The sequence below is a fragment of the Corynebacterium limaceinasi genome, from assembly GCF_046717465.1.
Classification (GTDB): domain Bacteria; phylum Actinomycetota; class Actinomycetes; order Mycobacteriales; family Mycobacteriaceae; genus Corynebacterium.
In genome coordinates this window covers 155472-172752 of sequence record NZ_CP177100.1, presented here as the reverse complement: position 1 = coordinate 172752, position 17281 = coordinate 155472, and the positions used below count along the sequence as shown (strand labels likewise).

Sequence of the window (17281 nt, the reverse complement as noted above, 5' to 3'; positions counted from 1 at the left end):
CTGCTTGTTTAATCCATGAAAAGCCGTCAAAATAGAGATAGCCCTTTTCCCATAAACTATCTCCCTAGGACGCTCCCCATGGACTATGTCTTGGCTCTCGGCGAAAACCCCGATTTTCCTTTGTGGCTTCGCGCGACGCACCTCATCAACTTTGTACTCATCGGCATGCTCTTGCGCTCCGGGCTGGAAATGCTTTCTTCCATGCCGCGCCTGTGGTGGCGCAATGACTGCGCGCCTGGCACCGAATGGCTGCGTTTTACCAAGCGCAAGCTGCCCAAGGAAGAGGGCGTATATACCTCTTTGATGGACGAGCTTTCGTGGTCACCGGTCGTGGCGCTGCCGGGCCGCGAAAACATTGGCCTGGGCCGCCACTGGCACGGCCTTTCGGTCATGCTGTGGGTCCTCAATGGCCTGGTGTACGTCGTGCTGCTCTTTGCCACCGGCCTGTGGCAGCGCCTCATCCCCACCTCCTGGGACATCATCCCGGAGGCGTGGGATACCTTCAAGGTCTATATCAGCCTCAGCGCGCCCGGCATCGAGCACTTCACGCCATACGATGCCCTCCAGCAACTCGCCTACGCCTTCGTCATCTTCATCGTTGCGCCCTTCATGATGGTGACCGGCCTGGGGATGTCGCCGGCCATCCGCGTGCGCTTCCCGTGGTTTGTAAAGATGCTGGGCGGCCACCAAGGTGCGCGGTCGCTGCACTTTATCGGCATGGTCTTGATGTCCGCGTTCATCCTGGTCCACGTGGTGCTGGTCTTCTTCGTGCACCGCGAGTACAACATGGTCCACATCGTCTTCGGTGACGTCTCCACCGAGCGCTATGTGCAGGCCTTTACCACCGTCGTCATCACCATCGTGGCGGTCATCATCTTCTGGATTGCCCTGTCCTATTGGACCTTGGCGGACCGCGCCCGGGCGCATAATTTCTTGGTCTCGTTCACCGAAATCGGCCGCAAGCTTTCGCTGAACCACTTCCACCCGCGCAAGCCCAAGGAGACCAAGGACTCGCCGATGCCCATTTCCTCCTTCCACTGGACCAACGGCCTGCCGCCGACGGAGAAGGAATCCCCTGAGTGGACCGAGTACAAGCGCAATGGCTGGGAGAACTACGCCATTACCGTGGCCGATGATGTCAACGGCACCGAAAAGACCGTCACCCTTGAGCAGTTGCGCGAGCTGCCGCAAACGTCCTACATCGCCACGCATACCTGCATGCAGGGGTGGTCTGCGACCTCCAAGTGGGGAGGGCCCAAGCTTGCCGATGTCCTCGAGCTACTCTGCCCCCGCCCCGAAGGCGCCAATTACGTGCTCATCGAGTCTTATGGCTTGGCGCAAAAGATGTACGATAACCGCCCGCGCGAGCCTTTCTACGCGGCCTTCGATATCGAGACCGCCATGGAGAATCAGTCCATTTTGGCGATTTCGCGCAATGACCAGGACATCGATCTGCACTTGGGCGCCCCAGTGCGCGCCCGCGTGGAATCGAACCACGGGTATAAGGCCGTGAAGTGGGTATCGCGGATTGCCTGGATTGGTGATTACGCCGACTACGGCGATGGCCGCGGCGGCACCCGCGAGGATTCCGCGCTCCAGGCCTTCAACGGCCGCATCTAGCACCGAAGGATTAGAATCTGTTTCTATGACTGATAAATCTTCTGTCACCGAAACCCGCATCGCCATCGATGGCATCCGCAATGACAATGACGTGCGCAAGTGCCTGCAAAAGCTCTACGGCATCTTTGCTGATACGGGAATGGGCCAAGCCACCTTCGAGATGACCGGGGATGCCACCGCGGATGTCGTCATCAAGCACGCTGAGTCCGTCACAGTAGATCCGGAGGTCATTGATGCGGCGGTGCGCAAGGCGGGGCCGTACCGCCTGGCCTAATCGATGCGCGGCGGCTCGTAGCCGTCCTCTTTAAGCCACGCGATATGCGGTGGGGTATTCATGCCCCACTCGCTGCGCGCCCACGCGAAGGTCTGGCGCACCTCGGCCTCGGAATAACCGCCATCGCGCAGGTACTGCCGGAAGCCATTCGGCCCGGGATCCTTGATCCAGAGCCAGGCGTAGTCGTCGAGGGAGTCATCGGCAAGCAAGCTTTCTAAGCCCGCCGGAACGAACTCGCGCTCGGCGCGCACGCGGTCCGCCAAGTCCTCGTCGAGGAAATCGTAGAGGTAGTCCATCGCGTCCTCGAGCTCGGCATAGTGTTGTGGATCCATGGGCTAAATCTCCCGGTGCTTAGTGCCGATGACCATGCGGTCGATCTCTTCCAGTATCTCATCCACGATGGCCGGATTGAAGGCCCGATCCTTGCGCAGGACTAGGAGCTCGCTCTGCGCGGCGTTAAGCGCGGTGCGCCGGGCCTCCAGCGCGACGCGGCGGGCCTCCTCGGCGCGCTGCTTGCGCTCGTCGTTATTCTCGGCGGGGTTTTCGCCATCACCCAGGCGGTCCTCGAACCACTGGATGACGTTGGCGGAAATTTCCGGATCGACCGTTTCGGCCTCGCCGGTGGCATCGTCTTCGGGGCGGAATTGCGATAGCGCATCGATGCTGGCGGCGCGCGCCCGCGAAACCACCGCGGCTCGCATCTTATCGTTGGCGGCCTGCGAAGCCTCCGTGAGATCGAGCTGCCTCATCAGCCACGGCAGCAGCAGGCCGGGCAGCACCATGGTGACCAGCAAGACGGTCAGGGCGATAACGGCCAGCTCGTGGTGGAAGGCGAAGACGCCGGTGGGGATGGACAGCACCAGCGCCAGCGTCACCAGGCCGCGCATGCCGGACCAAGTCATCAGCAGCACCTCCTGCATCCGCAGCGGGGCAACGTGCGGGCGCCCGCGCGAGACGTTGAGGCGGTAGTAGAAGAACATCCACACAAAACGCACCACGAAGGCCACGAGCGATAGGATCACGCCGACCATAACGGAGTGCCACAAATCCGAGCCCACCTCCGCGATGGCGGTATTAACCGTCAGCCCGATAAGGCCGAAGGCGACACCGGTAAACAGCAGCTCCATGGTCTCCCAGAAAGACTGGCCGGAAAGCCGGTCCTCGGCCTGGATATCGGCGCGCGAGTTGAGCTCGACGGCGGCGATGACCACGGCGATAACGCCAGAGGCCTCCAGCTCCTCAGCCACGAGGAAGGTGGCGAAGGGAACCACCCAGGTCAGGGCGTTGCGCGCTACCACATCGTGGACGTGGGTAATAAACAGCGCTGTCAGCCGCCCGATGAGCCAGCCAATGGCAAGCGCGACGACGGAAGAATAGAGGAAGCTCAGCACGCCGCTGCCAAAGGAAATATCGCCGCCCTGGGTCACGGCGGCGAGCGCGAGGTGGAAGGCGACGATGGAGGCGGCATCGTTAAACAGCCCCTCTGTTTGCAGGGTGGTGATGATGCGGCGCGGGATGCCGGCGGGCTCGGCCACCGCATCCACGGCCACGGGGTCTGGCGGGGCGATGGCCGCGCCGATGAGGATGGCGGCGGCGATGCTAATTCCCGGCAGGAATGCGTAAGCGGTCGCGCCCACGGCGAGGGTGGTGGCGACGACGAGGAGCACGGACAGGCTCAGGATGGTCACCCACTGCCCGCGAATCACGCCCCAGGACGTGCGCCGCGCCAGCGCCCACAGCAGCGGCGGCAAGAAGATGGGAAGGATGAGCTCGGTGGGGATGTCGAATTGCGGCAGCCCCGGCACGAAAACGGCGCAGGCGGTAATAATCGTCAGCAGCGCGGGCCACGGCAGCCCGACCCTATCGCCGATCGCAACGACGAAGACGGTCAGCAGCATGAGCCCGATGAGAACCAGTAAAACTTCCATGGGCTCGATAGTATTACGCGCGCCAAATATACGGCTCGCGGCTCAATTCCTCTGGCCGGAATTGCGCCAAGAGCTCGGCGGCGGTTTCCGCCTCATAGCCCAAAGACTGCGCCAGCTGCTTGACGATGCCCCTCTGCTCCCCCATATCCCGCATCGTCACCGCGCCATCGCGCTTGGCCAGTCGCTTGCCCGCGGAATTCAGGACCAGCGGCACGTGCACGTAGGTCGGCGGTGTGGTCCCCAAAAGGGAAGCCAGGTAGGCCTGGCGCGGGGCGGAGGATAAGAGATCGTCGCCGCGGACGACTTGGTCGATGCCCTGGTAGGCATCATCCACAACCACCGCCAGGTTATAGGCCCAGCCACCATCCTGCCCGCCGCGGCGGAGGATGAAATCATCGACGTCGCCGGTGTAGTCGCCGTGCAGGGCGTCGTGGATGGTGAAGGTGGAGACATCGGCGCGCAGGCGCAGCGCCGGCTGGCGGTTATCGGCGGCGAGCTGGGCGCGTTTGGTGGCACGTTGGGCATCGGATAGCGCACGGCAGGTGCCCGGATACTGGCCGGGGATGGCGTGCGGGGCGCGGGAGGCTTCGCGGATATCCTTGCGCGAGCAGTAACACTCGTAGACCGGCAGCTTCTCGAGCGCCGCGGCGTAGGCGGCCTCGCGATCCTGCTGGTAGATGACCTCGCCGTCCCACTCCAGCCCCAGGGCTGCAAGGTCCGCGAGCTGTCGCTCGGCCGCCGCGCGGGAGGAGCGCTGCTTATCGATGTCCTCCACCCGCACCACAAACCTGCGCCCCGTCGAGCGCGCGTAGAGCCACGCGAGAAGCGCCGTGCGGAGGTTGCCAAAGTGCAGATCGCCGGAAGGGCTCGGGGCGTAGCGGCCCGCCCCGGTGGTCGCGGAATTCATATTCCCAGCATACGGTTTGGCACAATGGTGGGCATGGAAAAATCCCCCTCCTCTCAAGTGCGCTTTATCCCCGTTCATTCCACTCTGTATCCGTGGCTCGTCACGATCTTCGTCGTGACGTTTTTGATTTCTAATATCAACGCCACCAAGGGCGTCCAGCTTGGGCCGCTCGTGACCGACGGCGCCTTCTTCCTCTTCCCGCTGGCCTATATCGTCGGCGACGTTTTATCCGAGTGCTACGGCTTCAAGTCCACCCGGCGCGCCATCTACATCGGCTTTGCGATGGCCCTGCTCGCCGTCGTGTGTTTCTATATCGCCATCTGGCTGCCTGCGGCGGATTTCTATGAGGGCCAAGAGGCCTTCGCCGCCACGCTGGGCCTGGTGCCCCGCATCGTTTTGGCTTCCCTGGCCGGTTACTTGGTGGGCCAGCTGCTCAACGCGTGGACGCTGACTGCGATGAAGAAGCGCAGCGGCGAAAAGGGCCTTTTCTCCCGGCTGATCGCCTCCACCGTGGTGGGCGAGTTTGGCGATACCTTGCTGTTTTGCGCCATCGCCGCGCCCGTCATCGGCATCGACACCACGAGCGGATTCATCAACTACGTGGTGGTGGGCTTTGTGTGGAAGACACTGATTGAGGTCGTCCTCTTGCCCATTACCTCCGCGGTTATCAAGCTGGTGAAAAAGCGCGAGGATTACCGCGCCTTCGACGCCGCGTAGTAACGGCCCAGGAACTCATCGCGGTAGTCCTCGTAGTAGCCGCCATTGATGGCGGCGCGGATATTGTCCACTAACCGCACCATGAATTCCACGTTGTGGATGGTGCACAGCGTGCCGGCCAAAAATTCCTTCGCCTTGAGCAGGTGGTGCAGGTAGGCGCGCGAGTAATTCTCCGTGACGTAGCCGCCGAACTCCTCGTCTACACCCTTAAAGTCCCGCTTGAACCGCGCATTGGTGAGGTTCAGGCGGCCATCGAGCGTGTAGACGCCGCCGCGGCGGGCTAGGCGGGTTGGCGCGACGCAGTCGAAGGTATCGGCGCCGGCCTCGACCGCGGTAAAGATGTCATCTGGCTCGGAGATGCCGAGCAGGTGGCGCGGTTTATCGTCCGGCAGTTCATCGCAGACCCAGCCCACGATGGTGCCGAGGTTCTGCTTTTCCAGCGCACCGCCGATGCCGAAGCCGCCGAAACCGCGCTGGCCCTTCTCCCGCGCGGCGCGGTCCAGGTCCAAGAGGCCGCGGGTGGCCTGGCGGCGCAAGTCCTCGTATTGCGCGCCCTGCACCACGCCCCACAGCGATTGCTTCGGGCGGTGGTAGCGCTCGCGGGTAAGCCGGTCGTGTTCTTCCAGGCAGCGCTGCGCCCACCGGTGCGTGCGGGCGACGGATTCTTCCTGGTAAGTGCGCGAATCAATGAGCGTGGTCAGCTCGTCGAAGGCGAACATGATATCCGCGCCCAGCCCGTGCTGAATCTGCATGGACTTTTCGGGCGTAAAGCGGTGCTTGGAGCCATCGATAATCGAGCGGAAGTCCACGCCTTCCTCATCCACCTTGGCCATGCGCTCCCTTTTCGCGGCGCGAATATCCTTTTCGGTGAGATCCGCCAAGTCCATGGCGATGACCTTTTTAAAGCCCACGCCCAAAGACATCACCTGGAATCCGCCGGAATCGGTGTAGGTCGGCCCGTGCCAGTTCTCAAATTTCGCCACGCCGCCGGCCTCGTCCACGATGTCGTGGCCCGGCTGCAGGTAGAGGTGATAGGCATTGGACAAAATCGCCTGCGTTCCAGTCGCGCGAATCTGCTCCGGCGTCAGGGTCTTTACCGTGGCCTTGGTCGCCACCGGGATAAACGCCGGCGTGGCGATATCGCCGTGCGGAGTGTGGATAACACCACTGCGGCCATGCTTGCCGGGGCCTTCGGGCAGGCGCTTATCGATGTCGAAACTTAAGTCCTTCATTCCTTATCTTCCTCTTCCCTGGTCTTCTGGCCATCATCCGCGTGTTGTGCTTCCCATTCTTCCTCAAGCGCGGTGCCTTCGATGTCTACGGTAGGCAGGATCTTATCCAGCCACTTGGGCATCCACCACGTAGCGCGGCCCATGAGGAACATGGAGGCGGGGACGAGGGTCATGCGGACAAAGAAGGCATCGAAAAGCACGCCCGCCGCCAAGGCAAAGCCGAAGATCTGGATGAACGGCAGCGGCTGGTTGATAAAGGCCACGAAGACCGAAATCATGATGATCGCCGCGGCCGTCACCACGCGCGCGCCCTGGGTAAAGCCAGTGATGGTGGCCTCGTCGACGGCATTATAGGGCCCCGACGTGCCCTTCGGATGCCGCGCGATGTGCTCGCGCATGCGGGTGACCAGGAAGACCTGGTAGTCCATGGCCAGGCCGAAAGTCACGCCGATGAGGAAGATCGGCATGAACGACAGCAGCGGGCCGGGGCCCGGGACGAGGCCCCACAGGCCGTCTTGCCATACCAGCACCGTCAGGCCGAAGGCGCCGCCAACCGAAAGCAGGAAGCCCAGGCCCGCCACCAGTGGCACCAGGAGGGAGCGGAAGACAACGAGCAGTAGCACGATCGCCAGCCCCACAACGATGCTGAGGTACGGTGCCATGGCATCGCGGAGGCGCTCGGTGATGTCCAGCTGCACGGCGGTCAGGCCCGTCAGGCCGATCTCGGTGCCGGTGGTGCCTTCGATCTGCTTTGTGGCAGAGCGCAGGGCGTGCGCGACATTAATGGTTGCGGCTTCCGTTGGCGAGGTTTCCGGGGTCACCATAATTTGTGCCGCGCGCTGGTCTTCGCTGACCGAAACAATTTGCGCGTGCTTTACTCCGCCAAGCGTCTTCAGTTGATCCGCGGTGTAGAGGAAGGACGCCAGTGCCGCCTTGTCCTCGGCGCTGGTCGGCGCAGCGGCCTCTTCCTTGTCCTCGACCTCTGCGACGGGGGCGATATCCGGCTCAGCAGGTTGCTCGCTGGGCTGGTCAGCAGGGTGTTCTGCCAGTTGTTCGCCGGGCTGGTCCGCTGGCTGCTCACCTGGCTGGTCGGGGGCGTCGTTGGGCGCGGGCTCAGGCGCAGGGCCAGTTGCGTCGCCGGGCGAGTCAGCGGGCGAATCGGCGGGTGCTTCGCCGGAGCCTTCTTCGGCGTCGTCGTTTCCGTCCTGGGCCGCCACCAATGGGGCGAGAGCGGCGGAATTGGCGTTGATGGTGTGGGCATCGACAACCGCGAGGAATGGCCCGTTGACGCCGGGGCCGAAGCCCTCGGCCATCAGGTCGGCGGCCTTGCGCTGAGTGGTATCGGGATTCGAGGTGGTATCGGCAGGCAGCGCCAAATCCATGTGGAGCACGGGGGCGGTCATGGCGCCGAGGGAGAGGACGACGAGGGCCATCGCCAAGCCGGGCACCTTTTGTACCAGCCGTACCCAGCGATTGCCCATGGTCGGGCCGCGGCGCACCTTGCCCTTGCGGGAGGGGTTGCCGGCCACGCCGGGGATGCGGCCGGCAAATGCCTTGTCCCCCAGAAGCCCCAGCATCGCGGGGATGAGCGTGAGGGAGACGAGGACGGCGATGGCCACGGTTGCGGCGGCGGAAAGCCCCATGGCGGTGAGGAATTCGATGCGCGCAATGAGCAGGGCAAACAGCGCGGTAAAGACGGTGGTGCCGGCAAAGACCACGGACGAGCCCGCCGTTCCTGCCGCCATGCCGGCGGCTTCTGGGGCGGACATGCGGGCGCGCTCGGCTCGGTAGCGGGACAGGATAAACAGCGCATAGTCGATGCCCACCGCCAGGCCAATCATGATGGCCAGCACCGGCGTCATGTTGTTGAGCTCTATCCAGTGCGTGGTAATCAGCATGCCGCAAGCGCCCAGGCCGACCCCGATGACGGCCGAAATCAGCGGCATTCCAGAAGCGACCAGGGAGCCGAAGGTAAAGATGAGCACGAGGAAGGCCACGCCAAGGCCGATAACCTCGGAGGTGGAATTGACCCGAATCTCATCGCCAAACCCGGCGCCGCCGGCCTCAACGGTAAGCCCCTGCTGCCTGCCGATGTCCATCGCTTCCGTCACGATGTCCTTATCGTCCTGGTCCACGCTATAGGGCGATTCGGCGTCGAAGTCGAAGGTGGTATAGGCAATGGTCTCATCCTCATTGACCATCGCGAGGTTATCGGCATCGGCACGCGCGGACGATGCCGGCAGCCCCATCTCCGTGAACTGGTGGATAACCTCATCTTGTAGCCGCGGCGAGACCTCAAGCGGATTGCCAAAGCGCATGGTATCGCCCATCTCCAGGTTGTCCTCGAGGTGGGAAATGACCGCGTTGATGGCCTTTTCATTGGCGGGATCCGAGAGCTTTTGGCCTTCCGGGGCCTGGAAGACCAGGTTCACTGACGGCGAGTTGGCGGGATTGCCGCCTTCCGGGAAGAGGTCCATCGTCTTGTAGGTGGCATCGATGGATGGGGTGCCTTTGATAGCGAACTCGCTCGTCATCGGTTTCATCAACAAGGCGGTAGCGCCGCCGGCGGCAGCAAGCAGGACCACCCAGGTAACGATGACTTTCCATTTATTAAGGAAAGACCAACGTCCGAGCCGGTAGAGGAGTTTAGCCACGGGAAATGTACCTTCGCATTCGCGTAGTCGGACGGATTTAACTTCGCCCTAGTGTAGTTGCCGTGCCCCTTATTCCCTATTACTTAGCCACCGTGCGGCCCTTATTCACAGACGATGCCAAGGCGGCGGGCCAAAAAGAACCGTGGCCGCCCAATGCAGTCAAAGACTAGATCGGGTGGCCACGGCGGAGCGGCTTAGACGATGCAGCCGCGAGAGAGCGCGCGCTATTTAAACGAACTTCGACAAGCTCAGGCCGGGAAGAACGAGGTCAGAGAAGAAGGCGCTGATTTTCTTTACCCGCGCGATAATAGCAGCGATGGTCTCGCCTAGGTTGCCTGAGGAAGAACCGTGGAAAGAAGAGCCGTCGTCTGCAGCGTCGTCGCCCGAAGGCTTCTTTTCTGGGGTTACCTGGTCAGATGGTTTAGGGTTTTCGGAGGCGCCGTCGAATGCCACGGTGAGATCCGTGTTGGCATCGTCAAGCGGTTGCCCCACCGGGTACTTGCCCAAAAAGATGTCGGAGCCCGTCTGGGTCAGCGAGGTGGGGGCATCAGTTGTGGCGTGAGTCTTGCCGGTTTCCGGTACCAAGGGCTCAGTGAGCGTGAAGGTAGAGATTGCGGCGTCATCACCGGACATTTCAACCGGCTCGTTCTTCAGCGGGCCCGAGGCGCCCGTAAGCTTATAGTCCGCAGTGATAGTGGCGTTGTGGCCTTCTACCTCCACCTTGATATCTGAGAACGTGAGGTCGACGCCGTAGGAACCATTAGGCCCAAAGCCTGGATAGCCTTGAATCTGCACGGATCCCTGAGTGCCTATAGTGCCGTTTCCCTCTGCATCCACCGTGGTGTGGGCCGCATCGACGGGGAAGGTGAAGTCCTTTCCTACCTTCTCCGCACCTCCGGTGGTATTGACTACGCCTTTGGCGAGAGGGCTGGTGTCCACGTGGTGAATGAAGGATTCCTTGATGGGCCAGTTCAATTGGCCGGATTCCACGGCGGGGACAGTGGCTGGAGCCTCATCGGCAGAGGCTACTGGGGCGGTGACGGCGCCGAGCGCAACCGCGCCAATAGCGATGACGGATGTTGTTTTCATGAATTTCTCCTCTTGAGAGCAGTGGTAAAGCTTCGCCTTAGTGAATTAGGCGAGCCTTACCTTAATTAATAAATTGGAAAAAGTAAATCAGTGGCGTTTATCAAGCTCGGCGAATATCCCCGAGTTGAAGGCGAATGCGCGCTGCGCCTCCGAGAGCAAAGACTCGCGCTGTTCCTCGGTTAGCATGAGGCTGTCAAGGCGTTCGCGGTAGCCCTTGCGGTACGGCGGAATCTTGCCAATGGCGCTGAAGTCATAAAAGTTCAGCGCATCCGGTTCGATGTCATAGAGGGTGCCGAGGCGCGCGGCAATCACCTGGCCGCCGGAGACGTCACCGAGATACCGGACATAGTGATGGGCCACCACTTCTACCGCACTGCCGGATACTTCTTCTAGGCGGGCAACGTAGGATGCTGTGGCCGGCAGGATCCGGATCTTTTCGCGCCAGTCGCCGCCGACGAGCGCCGCCAAATCCGCCTCTAGAGCGAAGCGCCGCTCCAAGCGTGGATCGGCCACCGCACCGGCGATTGAAGTTTGCGCCACGCCGCGGACGGCGCGCTCCAAAGACTCATAGACAAACCACAATTGGCCACTCAGATCGGCAGCGGCCTCAGCGCTCAGCCGACCTGACATAAGTCGCTGCATAAACGCCGAGCCCTCCGCGTTCTCATGGGCGTGAGCGGTCTCCTCGCGCAATGCGACGGATAATGGTTTCTTGAGTGTCACAGTCACTGACTTCCTCCAAAGTAACGCTTACCTAACTTCTAAATATAAATTTAAGGTTAGGCAACCCTTATTTACAAGACTTGTGGGGAGAAATCAACCAAAAGGACTAACTCCCTACCCCACCGCCTGCGGTACGCACGGCGCGGCACCGTCCTTAAAAGGGTTTTGCGCGCGGCGTTAAGATGGCTGCCGGCACAGCGTGCTTAGCTGACCCCCTATTCCTGGATCAGCGGTGCTTTTATCGGTGGAGAAGGGCACGCACGCTATCAAGGGCGCCCGACTTTATAAACGCCTGCCCAAGGATGGCAAACATGCTGCCAATGGTTACCACGCCCAAGATGTAGTTCCACACCTTGGCAAAGCTAGAACCTGAGGGAGCGTCCTCCTCTGGTTGCTGGGTTCCCGGCTTCTTAGACTCCGAAGTCTCGGGGCTCTTTGGGGTCTCCGGCTTCTTCGGCGGTGCCGGGATCTGCGAGGTCGCTGGTGACTGCGGAGCTGGATTGCCCTTCGGTGGCTGACTCTGTGGCTTCTCTTCCTTTTCCGGCGCAGCTACCGGCGGCTGCGGAGCAGGTTCGTTCTGCGGAGTTTCTTCCTTCTTCTGGCCACAGCCCGGGGAAACCCTGAGGGTTAAGTGGGCATCATCAAGCTCAGGCTTGCTCTCTGAGCTATACATGCCCATGAAAAGTTGGTCTACGCCCTCGATTTTTCCATCTTTTGTTCCCTGCTGCTCCTTGTACCGCACATCGCTGGCGGAAAGGGTGAGTGTATCGCCCTCCTTGGTCCATTGCGCCGTGCCGTGGCCAAAGATCCCGTCCCCGGTGCGCTTATTGGCGTCGATGCGGTCGTCCTCGGTGTATTGAAACATATTCTTACCCTCTACGTGATAGACCTCGTAGCCGGAACCGAGCTGGGCTTCATTTCCGGAGGTCTTGATGAAAGGTGCCACTACCGTGGAATGTAGAGCGCCGTGGTGACCGGTGAACGTGATCGAAGAGTCTTTGCTCTCGATGTTGGACGACACCACATTGCCGTCCTCATCTACCGTTACCGTAGAGGTTGCAGGATCGACGTCGAAGCCGAAAGAGAAATCCTTCCCCTTAGGATCACCGGTTTGCGTCACTGGACCACTAGTGGACCAATCACCAGCAGCGAAACCGGATTTGAGGTAGGAACGCCACGAGTGCTTAATGCCCCAATTCAAGGAACCGGATTCGATGGTGCAGGTTTCTTCCGCAGAAGCGTGTGGCACGGTAAGGGCGGTCGCCGCGAGAGCGGTGACCAGTGCTTTTTTAAACATGGAAATCCTCCAATTTATGTGAAAAGAGTGGGTTGATGGTGGGCGTGGCACGCTGTGGATGTACCCGCAGTCCATCGACGGATATTGGCCAGCCATACACTTGAGACAATGTGGGACTGGTAAAGACCTCATCTACGCGCCCTTGGGCTGCTAATCCCCCGCACGACAGGCATACGACGCGATCGCAATATGCAGCTGCAGCGTTGAGGTCATGGAGCACCACGAGGACGGCAACACCGGCCTCGCGGGCGAGGGCTTTGACTGAACCCAGCAGTTGTTCTTGGTGCCGAATATCGAGCGCGGCCGTTGGCTCATCGAGCAAGATAACCGGGGTATTTTGGGCAAGCACGCGTGCGAAGGCCGCGCGGGCGCGCTCACCGCCAGACAACGTGCTGATGTCTCGGCCAGCTAGGTGCGCAACGCCGGCGGCATCGAGGGCGGCGTGAATAAAGTCATCGTCAAGGTCTGCATAGGCAGTTCCTTCCCACGGGCGGCGCCCCATCGCAACGACATCGCGGACGAGGAATTCAAACGACACCGAGACATCCTGGAGCATCACCGCACGCGTGCGGGCGAGCTCTCGCGCTGGTGCCTTGGGCGAAAGCCCACCCACGGTGATCTCACCGGAATAATCAATGTCTCCGGCCACGGCGGCAAGTACCGTGGATTTACCGGCACCGTTCGGACCGATAAGCCCGGTAACTTCGCCCGCTTGGGCAGCAAAGGACACTTGATCCACAAGGGTATGTTCCCCCACCCGGACGGTTAAGTCTTTGACGTTTATCATCAGTGCACTCCTTTGCGCATCATGCGGCGCAGCAAGATGAAAAACGTTGGACCGCCCACCAGAGCGGTAAAAATTCCGATGGGAAGATCCGCAAAAGGAATCATCGTGCGCGCTGCCACGTCGGCGAAACCAATAAGCACAGCGCCGCCCAGGGCGGAGGCGGGCAGTAGGATGCGGTTTTCTGGCCCGACGATGCTGCGCAGCAGGTGGGGAACGATGAGCCCCACAAAGCCAATGAGGCCGGCGAAGGAGACGGCCGCTGCAGTCAGCACTGCCGATGCCACGATCGCCACGATGCGCAGACGCGGCACGTTCACGCCGGTATGCGCGGCGGCGCGCTCGCCGAGCGCGAGGACGTCTAGCTGCTTGCCTAAGCGCAGGGCCACTGCGAGGCCTACCACCACGATGGGAAGTACCGCCCACACGTGTTTCCACTGCGAGCCGTTGAGGGAGCCCATCTGCCAGAAGACGATCGCTTCGCGGTTGGCGGTCGGCGCCAGGTACACCATGAAGGAGATGATGGCGTTGCATACCGCATTGATGGCGATGCCGGTGAGAATCAGGTGCACTACGGCCACGCGCCCGTTGTACCGCGCCAGCTGATAAATAATGAAGGTAACCAGTAACGCGGTCAGGAAGGCTGCCGCGGGAACAGTAAAGGTACCGAAGAACTCGATATTGAAGACAATGACCACGGCCGCACCAACGCCCGCACCAGAGGTAACGCCGATGATGGAAGGTTCTGCAAGGGGGTTGGCAAATACCGCCTGCATCAGCGTGCCGGCCACCCCCAAGGCCGCGCCCACCACGAGCCCTAAGACCAAGCGTGGCAGGCGGATGTCCCACACCACGCTTGCGGTCAAGGAATCCTGCGCGTGCCCGGCTGCCAAAATGGGGAAGAGATCAGACAGGGGTACGTAGTATTGCCCCAGCACGACGGAAATGAGCGCCGCGAGAACGGTGAGGATCCCCAGCAGTACGAATACCCAGGCGCGCTGAGTGCGGCGGCGCGCGAAGGTATCCGTCTCCTTACTCATTGTCTGGGTCATACACAGCCTTTGCTAGCTTCACCAGCGTCTGACCGGTCATGGGACCGAATGCCAGCGATTGACCGTCCGGAATGGTCACGATGCGCTTCTTCTGGCCGGCGGTGGTCTGAGCAACACCAGGCCTCTCCAGCAAGCCATCAATTCCGCCGGTGGATTCCAGGCCATTGGTCATCATGATGATCACCTCCGGGTTGATGCGCGCCAATGCCTCCGCGTTAGCGGGTTCTGCATGAGAAAGGTTGTTTTCTGCCGCCAGATCCACGCCGCCGATGCCTTCAATCAGGTCTTGTGCACCGGTGCCGTCACCCATGATGAAGAAGACGCCGCCGTTTCCGCGCGCATAGAGGAACGCCATCCGCATCGGATCATCGGGAACGAGTTCCTTGATGGCTTCCTTTGCCTCGTCGATTTCTTTGGTGGAACGATCCGCCAGCTCGCGTGCTTCGTCGGGCAAGCCGAGGGCATCGCCAAGCGCGGTGATGTCCTCGCCCACGGAATCAATGGTGCGCTCAGGTTCCATCACCACGGTGGTGACGCCCGCCGCGCGGATTTGATCGATGGCATCGCGCGGGCCAATGGAATGATCCACAATGACGAGCGTCGGCTGGAGCTCCAGCACCGCCTCCACGTTGATGTTGTGGCCGCCTTCGGTCACTACTGGGAGATCCGCCAAGTTGGGCTCGGTAGAAGAAATCGTGCGGCCGACGATATTATCCGCAAGCCCCAAGCCGCTCAGGGTCTTGGTATAGGTGCCATAGATATCCAACGCGAGGATGCGGGAAGTATCGGTGACGGTGACGTCATTACCATCGGCATCGGTAAGTTCCACCGGAAGCGCCGGCTCTGCTTTTTCAGTAACCGGCTCGATATCGTCAAAATCTTTGACGTCACTGACACCTTCAAAGGACCTGGGATCGGAGACATCTGCAGGATCCGGTAGCTGATCGGTATAGCTTCCCTGCACACCGCACGCGGTAAGGCTGAAGATGCACAGGAGTGGTACGAGGAAACGAAGAACGAGTTTCACGGCGATCCTTCTAAGAGTTGTTCATGACAAGGCGGCTGGTGGAACCGCCGGCAATGATCAATCCGACGATGAATAGCAGGAGATAGGTAGTCGGGTTATCCATGTTTCCGCTGGGAGAAGTCGCGGACTTGACCTTGAACTTGTTCGAGCCGTCCTCGTATCCCTGCGAGGAATCACCAGCATGCGCTGGGTCCCCGGCTGCGGCATGAGCTCCGCCCTTGGAAGCAGAGCCGCCCTTTCCGTTTCCGCCCGCGCCGGCGCCACCAGATCCAGAACCGGAGCTTGCTCCGCCGCCACCGGATACGGCGCCGCAATCAGCGCTTCCGCCCAAGGTGGCGTGGAAGCTCAATGGATCCAGCTGGGTGCCCGGTTCATAGAACTCAGCGAGGGCTTGGGAGCCGGTTTCAGAAAGCGATACCTCAGCTTCACCGGACACGGCGTCCGTGCCGACGTCGAGAGAAGTAAAGCTCAAGGTGCCAATAACAGCGTGCCCAAAGTCTTTCTTCTTTCCTTCCATATTGGAAGATCGCACGTCAGCGATAAGCTCGCCGGAATTGCCGTTGAAGGTGATTTCCAGGTTGGAGATGTTGAGGTCCAACTTGCCGTGGTGCCCGGTGAACTGCATGCTCCCGCCATACTGCACGGAGCCCGCGCCATCTTTTACGGCACCAGAGTTACCAGTGAATTGGAAACGGCCATTGTCATAGCCAACACCAGAGAGATCCCACCGGCCTTGGGCAATGGATCCGGTGATATAGGATTGGAAGGATTTCTTTAAGCCCCACTGAGCGGTGGCTTGCGTAACCCCAGTAGCCTCACAGACGGCATCGCCCCCGCCAGGTGCTCCCGCGCCCGAATTACCTGAGCCCGGGGCGCCGGAGTTCGCAGATTCGGAGTGCGCAGGACCAGTTCCCGCTGCTTTGCCAGCTCCTGAGGCGCCGCCGCCTCCGCCCGAACCAGAGTTGCTCGGTGATGAATTTCCCGCTGCAGAGTTAGTAGAAGCCGAGTTTCCTCCAGCGGAGTTCGACGTACCCGAAGCAGAACCATCCGAATTCGAGTTTGATCCACCCCGGTTGTTGAAAGACTCCAACTCATCCAGAAACGCCTGGGTATTGCCCATGAACGTAGTAATCCCGTTCATCGTGTCATTGGTTTCAGACAGGATGTCCATGGCTTCCTTGTTAAAGCCCGTGAAGGAACCTGTAATGGACGTCAATGGACGCTTCTCACCCGAACCGGAACCGGAGCCAGATCCGGATCCAGAGCATGATCCGTCGAGAGCAATGCTGCCGGAGGACGGATCTAAGGCTTCACCTGGCTGGTAGAAGCCGGTGAAAAGCTTGGCCCCGCCGGAAGTCAGAGTGGTAGATCCAGACAAATCAACCTTCCCGGCACCATCGTTGACGGGGTTGGCCAGATTAATGGTGGCGATTACCTCATCATTGCCTTGGATCTTTTTACCGCGGCTGAGGTCTTGGCGGTTCATCTCATAGGAGACGTAGTCCACGGAAATCTGCGCCTGCTTACCAGAGGCCTTGACCTTGAAGTCAGACATAGTCATATCCAAGATCCCATCGTGGCCAGTAAAATTCAGCGTTCCATTGAACGGAATCGTGATGTTTCCACCGGATGCATCGGGCTTTCCTGCAGTAAAGACAAACGCGCCTTCGCCCCGTTCATCGCCCGTGAAGCCAATGCCGTTGGCCCCCCAACCACCGTGGGCGATATTGCCTTTGACGTAGCTGCGGAATGACTGCTTGATGCCCCATTTCCATGTGCAGGATTCATCTGCGTGGGCAACCGGGGCAGAAGACAAAAGTGGGGCGAATGCTGCGACGAGGAAAGCCGCGACGATGATGCCGAACGCCGACTTCCACAGTTTTCCAATCATATTGAGAACCTTGTTTTCGTGCCTAAAAATGATATAGGCTAAGCTTGCCTTAGTGAAGTAAGTGTATCCTGACCTAACTTCTTTTG

General features: G+C 60.6%; 15 protein-coding genes. 3 read left to right on the top strand and 12 right to left on the bottom strand.

Annotation, left to right across the window (positions count from 1 at the left end):
- Window positions 1-78 precede the first annotated feature (78 nt).
- Together ACLI1Q_RS00875 and ACLI1Q_RS00870 are read left to right on the top strand one after the other, a co-directional pair.
- On the top strand, window positions 79-1620 hold the full coding sequence (locus ACLI1Q_RS00875) for a molybdopterin-dependent oxidoreductase (RefSeq protein ID WP_239270014.1): 1542 nt from the start codon (window positions 79-81) through the stop codon (window positions 1618-1620).
- 25 nt (window positions 1621-1645) lie between these two features.
- Window positions 1646-1894: a hypothetical protein gene (locus ACLI1Q_RS00870; RefSeq protein ID WP_239270015.1), complete on the top strand. Its 249-nt coding sequence runs from the start codon at window positions 1646-1648 to the stop codon at window positions 1892-1894.
- Here the strand turns inward: ACLI1Q_RS00870 and ACLI1Q_RS00865 are convergent.
- The 3 genes from ACLI1Q_RS00865 to gluQRS are packed head-to-tail and all read right to left on the bottom strand — an operon-like array spanning window position 1891 to window position 4729.
- On the bottom strand, window positions 1891-2226 hold the full coding sequence (locus tag ACLI1Q_RS00865) for a hypothetical protein (RefSeq protein ID WP_239270016.1): 336 nt from the start codon (window positions 2224-2226) through the stop codon (window positions 1891-1893). The genes ACLI1Q_RS00870 and ACLI1Q_RS00865 overlap by 4 nt on opposite strands.
- Before the next feature lie 3 nt (window positions 2227-2229).
- On the bottom strand, window positions 2230-3822 hold the full coding sequence (locus ACLI1Q_RS00860) for a cation:proton antiporter (RefSeq protein ID WP_126318035.1): 1593 nt from the start codon (window positions 3820-3822) through the stop codon (window positions 2230-2232).
- A gap of 13 nt (window positions 3823-3835) precedes the next feature.
- On the bottom strand, window positions 3836-4729 hold the full coding sequence (gene gluQRS / locus ACLI1Q_RS00855; RefSeq protein ID WP_239270017.1) for a tRNA glutamyl-Q(34) synthetase GluQRS: 894 nt from the start codon (window positions 4727-4729) through the stop codon (window positions 3836-3838).
- A 24-nt stretch (window positions 4730-4753) separates the two neighbouring features.
- Between gluQRS and ACLI1Q_RS00850 the strand changes: the two genes are divergently transcribed.
- Window positions 4754-5446: a queuosine precursor transporter gene (locus ACLI1Q_RS00850; RefSeq protein ID WP_239270018.1), complete on the top strand. Its 693-nt coding sequence runs from the start codon at window positions 4754-4756 to the stop codon at window positions 5444-5446.
- Here ACLI1Q_RS00850 and tgt read toward each other — a convergent pair.
- From tgt to ACLI1Q_RS00805, 9 genes are all read right to left on the bottom strand, one after another.
- A complete protein-coding gene (gene tgt / locus ACLI1Q_RS00845) occupies window positions 5422-6678 on the bottom strand; it encodes a tRNA guanosine(34) transglycosylase Tgt (protein WP_023029970.1) in 1257 nt (418 codons plus the stop codon). The genes ACLI1Q_RS00850 and tgt overlap by 25 nt on opposite strands.
- Window positions 6675-9332, bottom strand: coding sequence for an MMPL family transporter (locus ACLI1Q_RS00840; protein WP_411697024.1), 2658 nt, complete (start codon window positions 9330-9332; stop codon window positions 6675-6677). The genes tgt and ACLI1Q_RS00840 overlap by 4 nt, the downstream gene beginning before the upstream one ends.
- A 228-nt stretch (window positions 9333-9560) precedes the next feature.
- Window positions 9561-10421, bottom strand: a complete 861-nt coding sequence (locus ACLI1Q_RS00835; protein ID WP_239275837.1) for an HtaA domain-containing protein — start codon at window positions 10419-10421, stop codon at window positions 9561-9563.
- Window positions 10422-10508: 87 nt separating this feature from the next.
- Window positions 10509-11150, bottom strand: coding sequence for a heme oxygenase (biliverdin-producing) (locus tag ACLI1Q_RS00830; RefSeq protein ID WP_239270021.1), 642 nt, complete (start codon window positions 11148-11150; stop codon window positions 10509-10511).
- 232 nt (window positions 11151-11382) lie between these two features.
- Window positions 11383-12441: an HtaA domain-containing protein gene (locus ACLI1Q_RS00825; protein WP_239270022.1), complete on the bottom strand. Its 1059-nt coding sequence runs from the start codon at window positions 12439-12441 to the stop codon at window positions 11383-11385.
- A complete protein-coding gene (locus ACLI1Q_RS00820) occupies window positions 12434-13228 on the bottom strand; it encodes a heme ABC transporter ATP-binding protein (protein WP_239270023.1) in 795 nt (264 codons plus the stop codon). The genes ACLI1Q_RS00825 and ACLI1Q_RS00820 overlap by 8 nt, the downstream gene beginning before the upstream one ends.
- Window positions 13228-14277, bottom strand: a complete 1050-nt coding sequence (locus tag ACLI1Q_RS00815) for a FecCD family ABC transporter permease (protein WP_239270024.1) — start codon at window positions 14275-14277, stop codon at window positions 13228-13230. The genes ACLI1Q_RS00820 and ACLI1Q_RS00815 overlap by 1 nt, the downstream gene beginning before the upstream one ends.
- Complete coding sequence (locus ACLI1Q_RS00810; RefSeq protein ID WP_239270025.1) at window positions 14258-15304, bottom strand: hemin ABC transporter substrate-binding protein; 1047 nt, start codon at window positions 15302-15304, stop codon at window positions 14258-14260. Before ACLI1Q_RS00810 ends, ACLI1Q_RS00815 begins: the two co-directional genes overlap by 20 nt.
- Before the next feature lie 10 nt (window positions 15305-15314).
- Window positions 15315-17195 (bottom strand): HtaA domain-containing protein, encoded by a 1881-nt coding sequence (locus ACLI1Q_RS00805; RefSeq protein WP_239270026.1) that lies wholly within the window; start codon window positions 17193-17195, stop codon window positions 15315-15317.
- Window positions 17196-17281: the final 86 nt, after the last annotated feature.

What these genes read in the sequence shown, in the direction of transcription:
- ACLI1Q_RS00875 (WP_239270014.1), top strand. Translation starts at nt 79, where the DNA reads ATGGACTATGTCTTGGCTCTCGGCGAAAACCCCGATTTTCCTTTGTGG.
- ACLI1Q_RS00870 (WP_239270015.1), top strand. Translation starts at nt 1,646, where the DNA reads ATGACTGATAAATCTTCTGTCACCGAAACCCGCATCGCCATCGATGGC.
- ACLI1Q_RS00865 (WP_239270016.1), bottom strand. Translation starts at nt 2,226, where the DNA reads ATGGATCCACAACACTATGCCGAGCTCGAGGACGCGATGGACTACCTC.
- ACLI1Q_RS00860 (WP_126318035.1), bottom strand. Translation starts at nt 3,822, where the DNA reads ATGGAAGTTTTACTGGTTCTCATCGGGCTCATGCTGCTGACCGTCTTC.
- gluQRS (WP_239270017.1), bottom strand. Translation starts at nt 4,729, where the DNA reads ATGAATTCCGCGACCACCGGGGCGGGCCGCTACGCCCCGAGCCCTTCC.
- ACLI1Q_RS00850 (WP_239270018.1), top strand. Translation starts at nt 4,754, where the DNA reads ATGGTGGGCATGGAAAAATCCCCCTCCTCTCAAGTGCGCTTTATCCCC.
- tgt (WP_023029970.1), bottom strand. Translation starts at nt 6,678, where the DNA reads ATGAAGGACTTAAGTTTCGACATCGATAAGCGCCTGCCCGAAGGCCCC.
- ACLI1Q_RS00835 (WP_239275837.1), bottom strand. Translation starts at nt 10,421, where the DNA reads ATGAAAACAACATCCGTCATCGCTATTGGCGCGGTTGCGCTCGGCGCC.
- ACLI1Q_RS00825 (WP_239270022.1), bottom strand. Translation starts at nt 12,441, where the DNA reads ATGTTTAAAAAAGCACTGGTCACCGCTCTCGCGGCGACCGCCCTTACC.
- ACLI1Q_RS00820 (WP_239270023.1), bottom strand. Translation starts at nt 13,228, where the DNA reads ATGATAAACGTCAAAGACTTAACCGTCCGGGTGGGGGAACATACCCTT.
- ACLI1Q_RS00815 (WP_239270024.1), bottom strand. Translation starts at nt 14,277, where the DNA reads ATGACCCAGACAATGAGTAAGGAGACGGATACCTTCGCGCGCCGCCGC.
- ACLI1Q_RS00805 (WP_239270026.1), bottom strand. Translation starts at nt 17,195, where the DNA reads ATGATTGGAAAACTGTGGAAGTCGGCGTTCGGCATCATCGTCGCGGCT.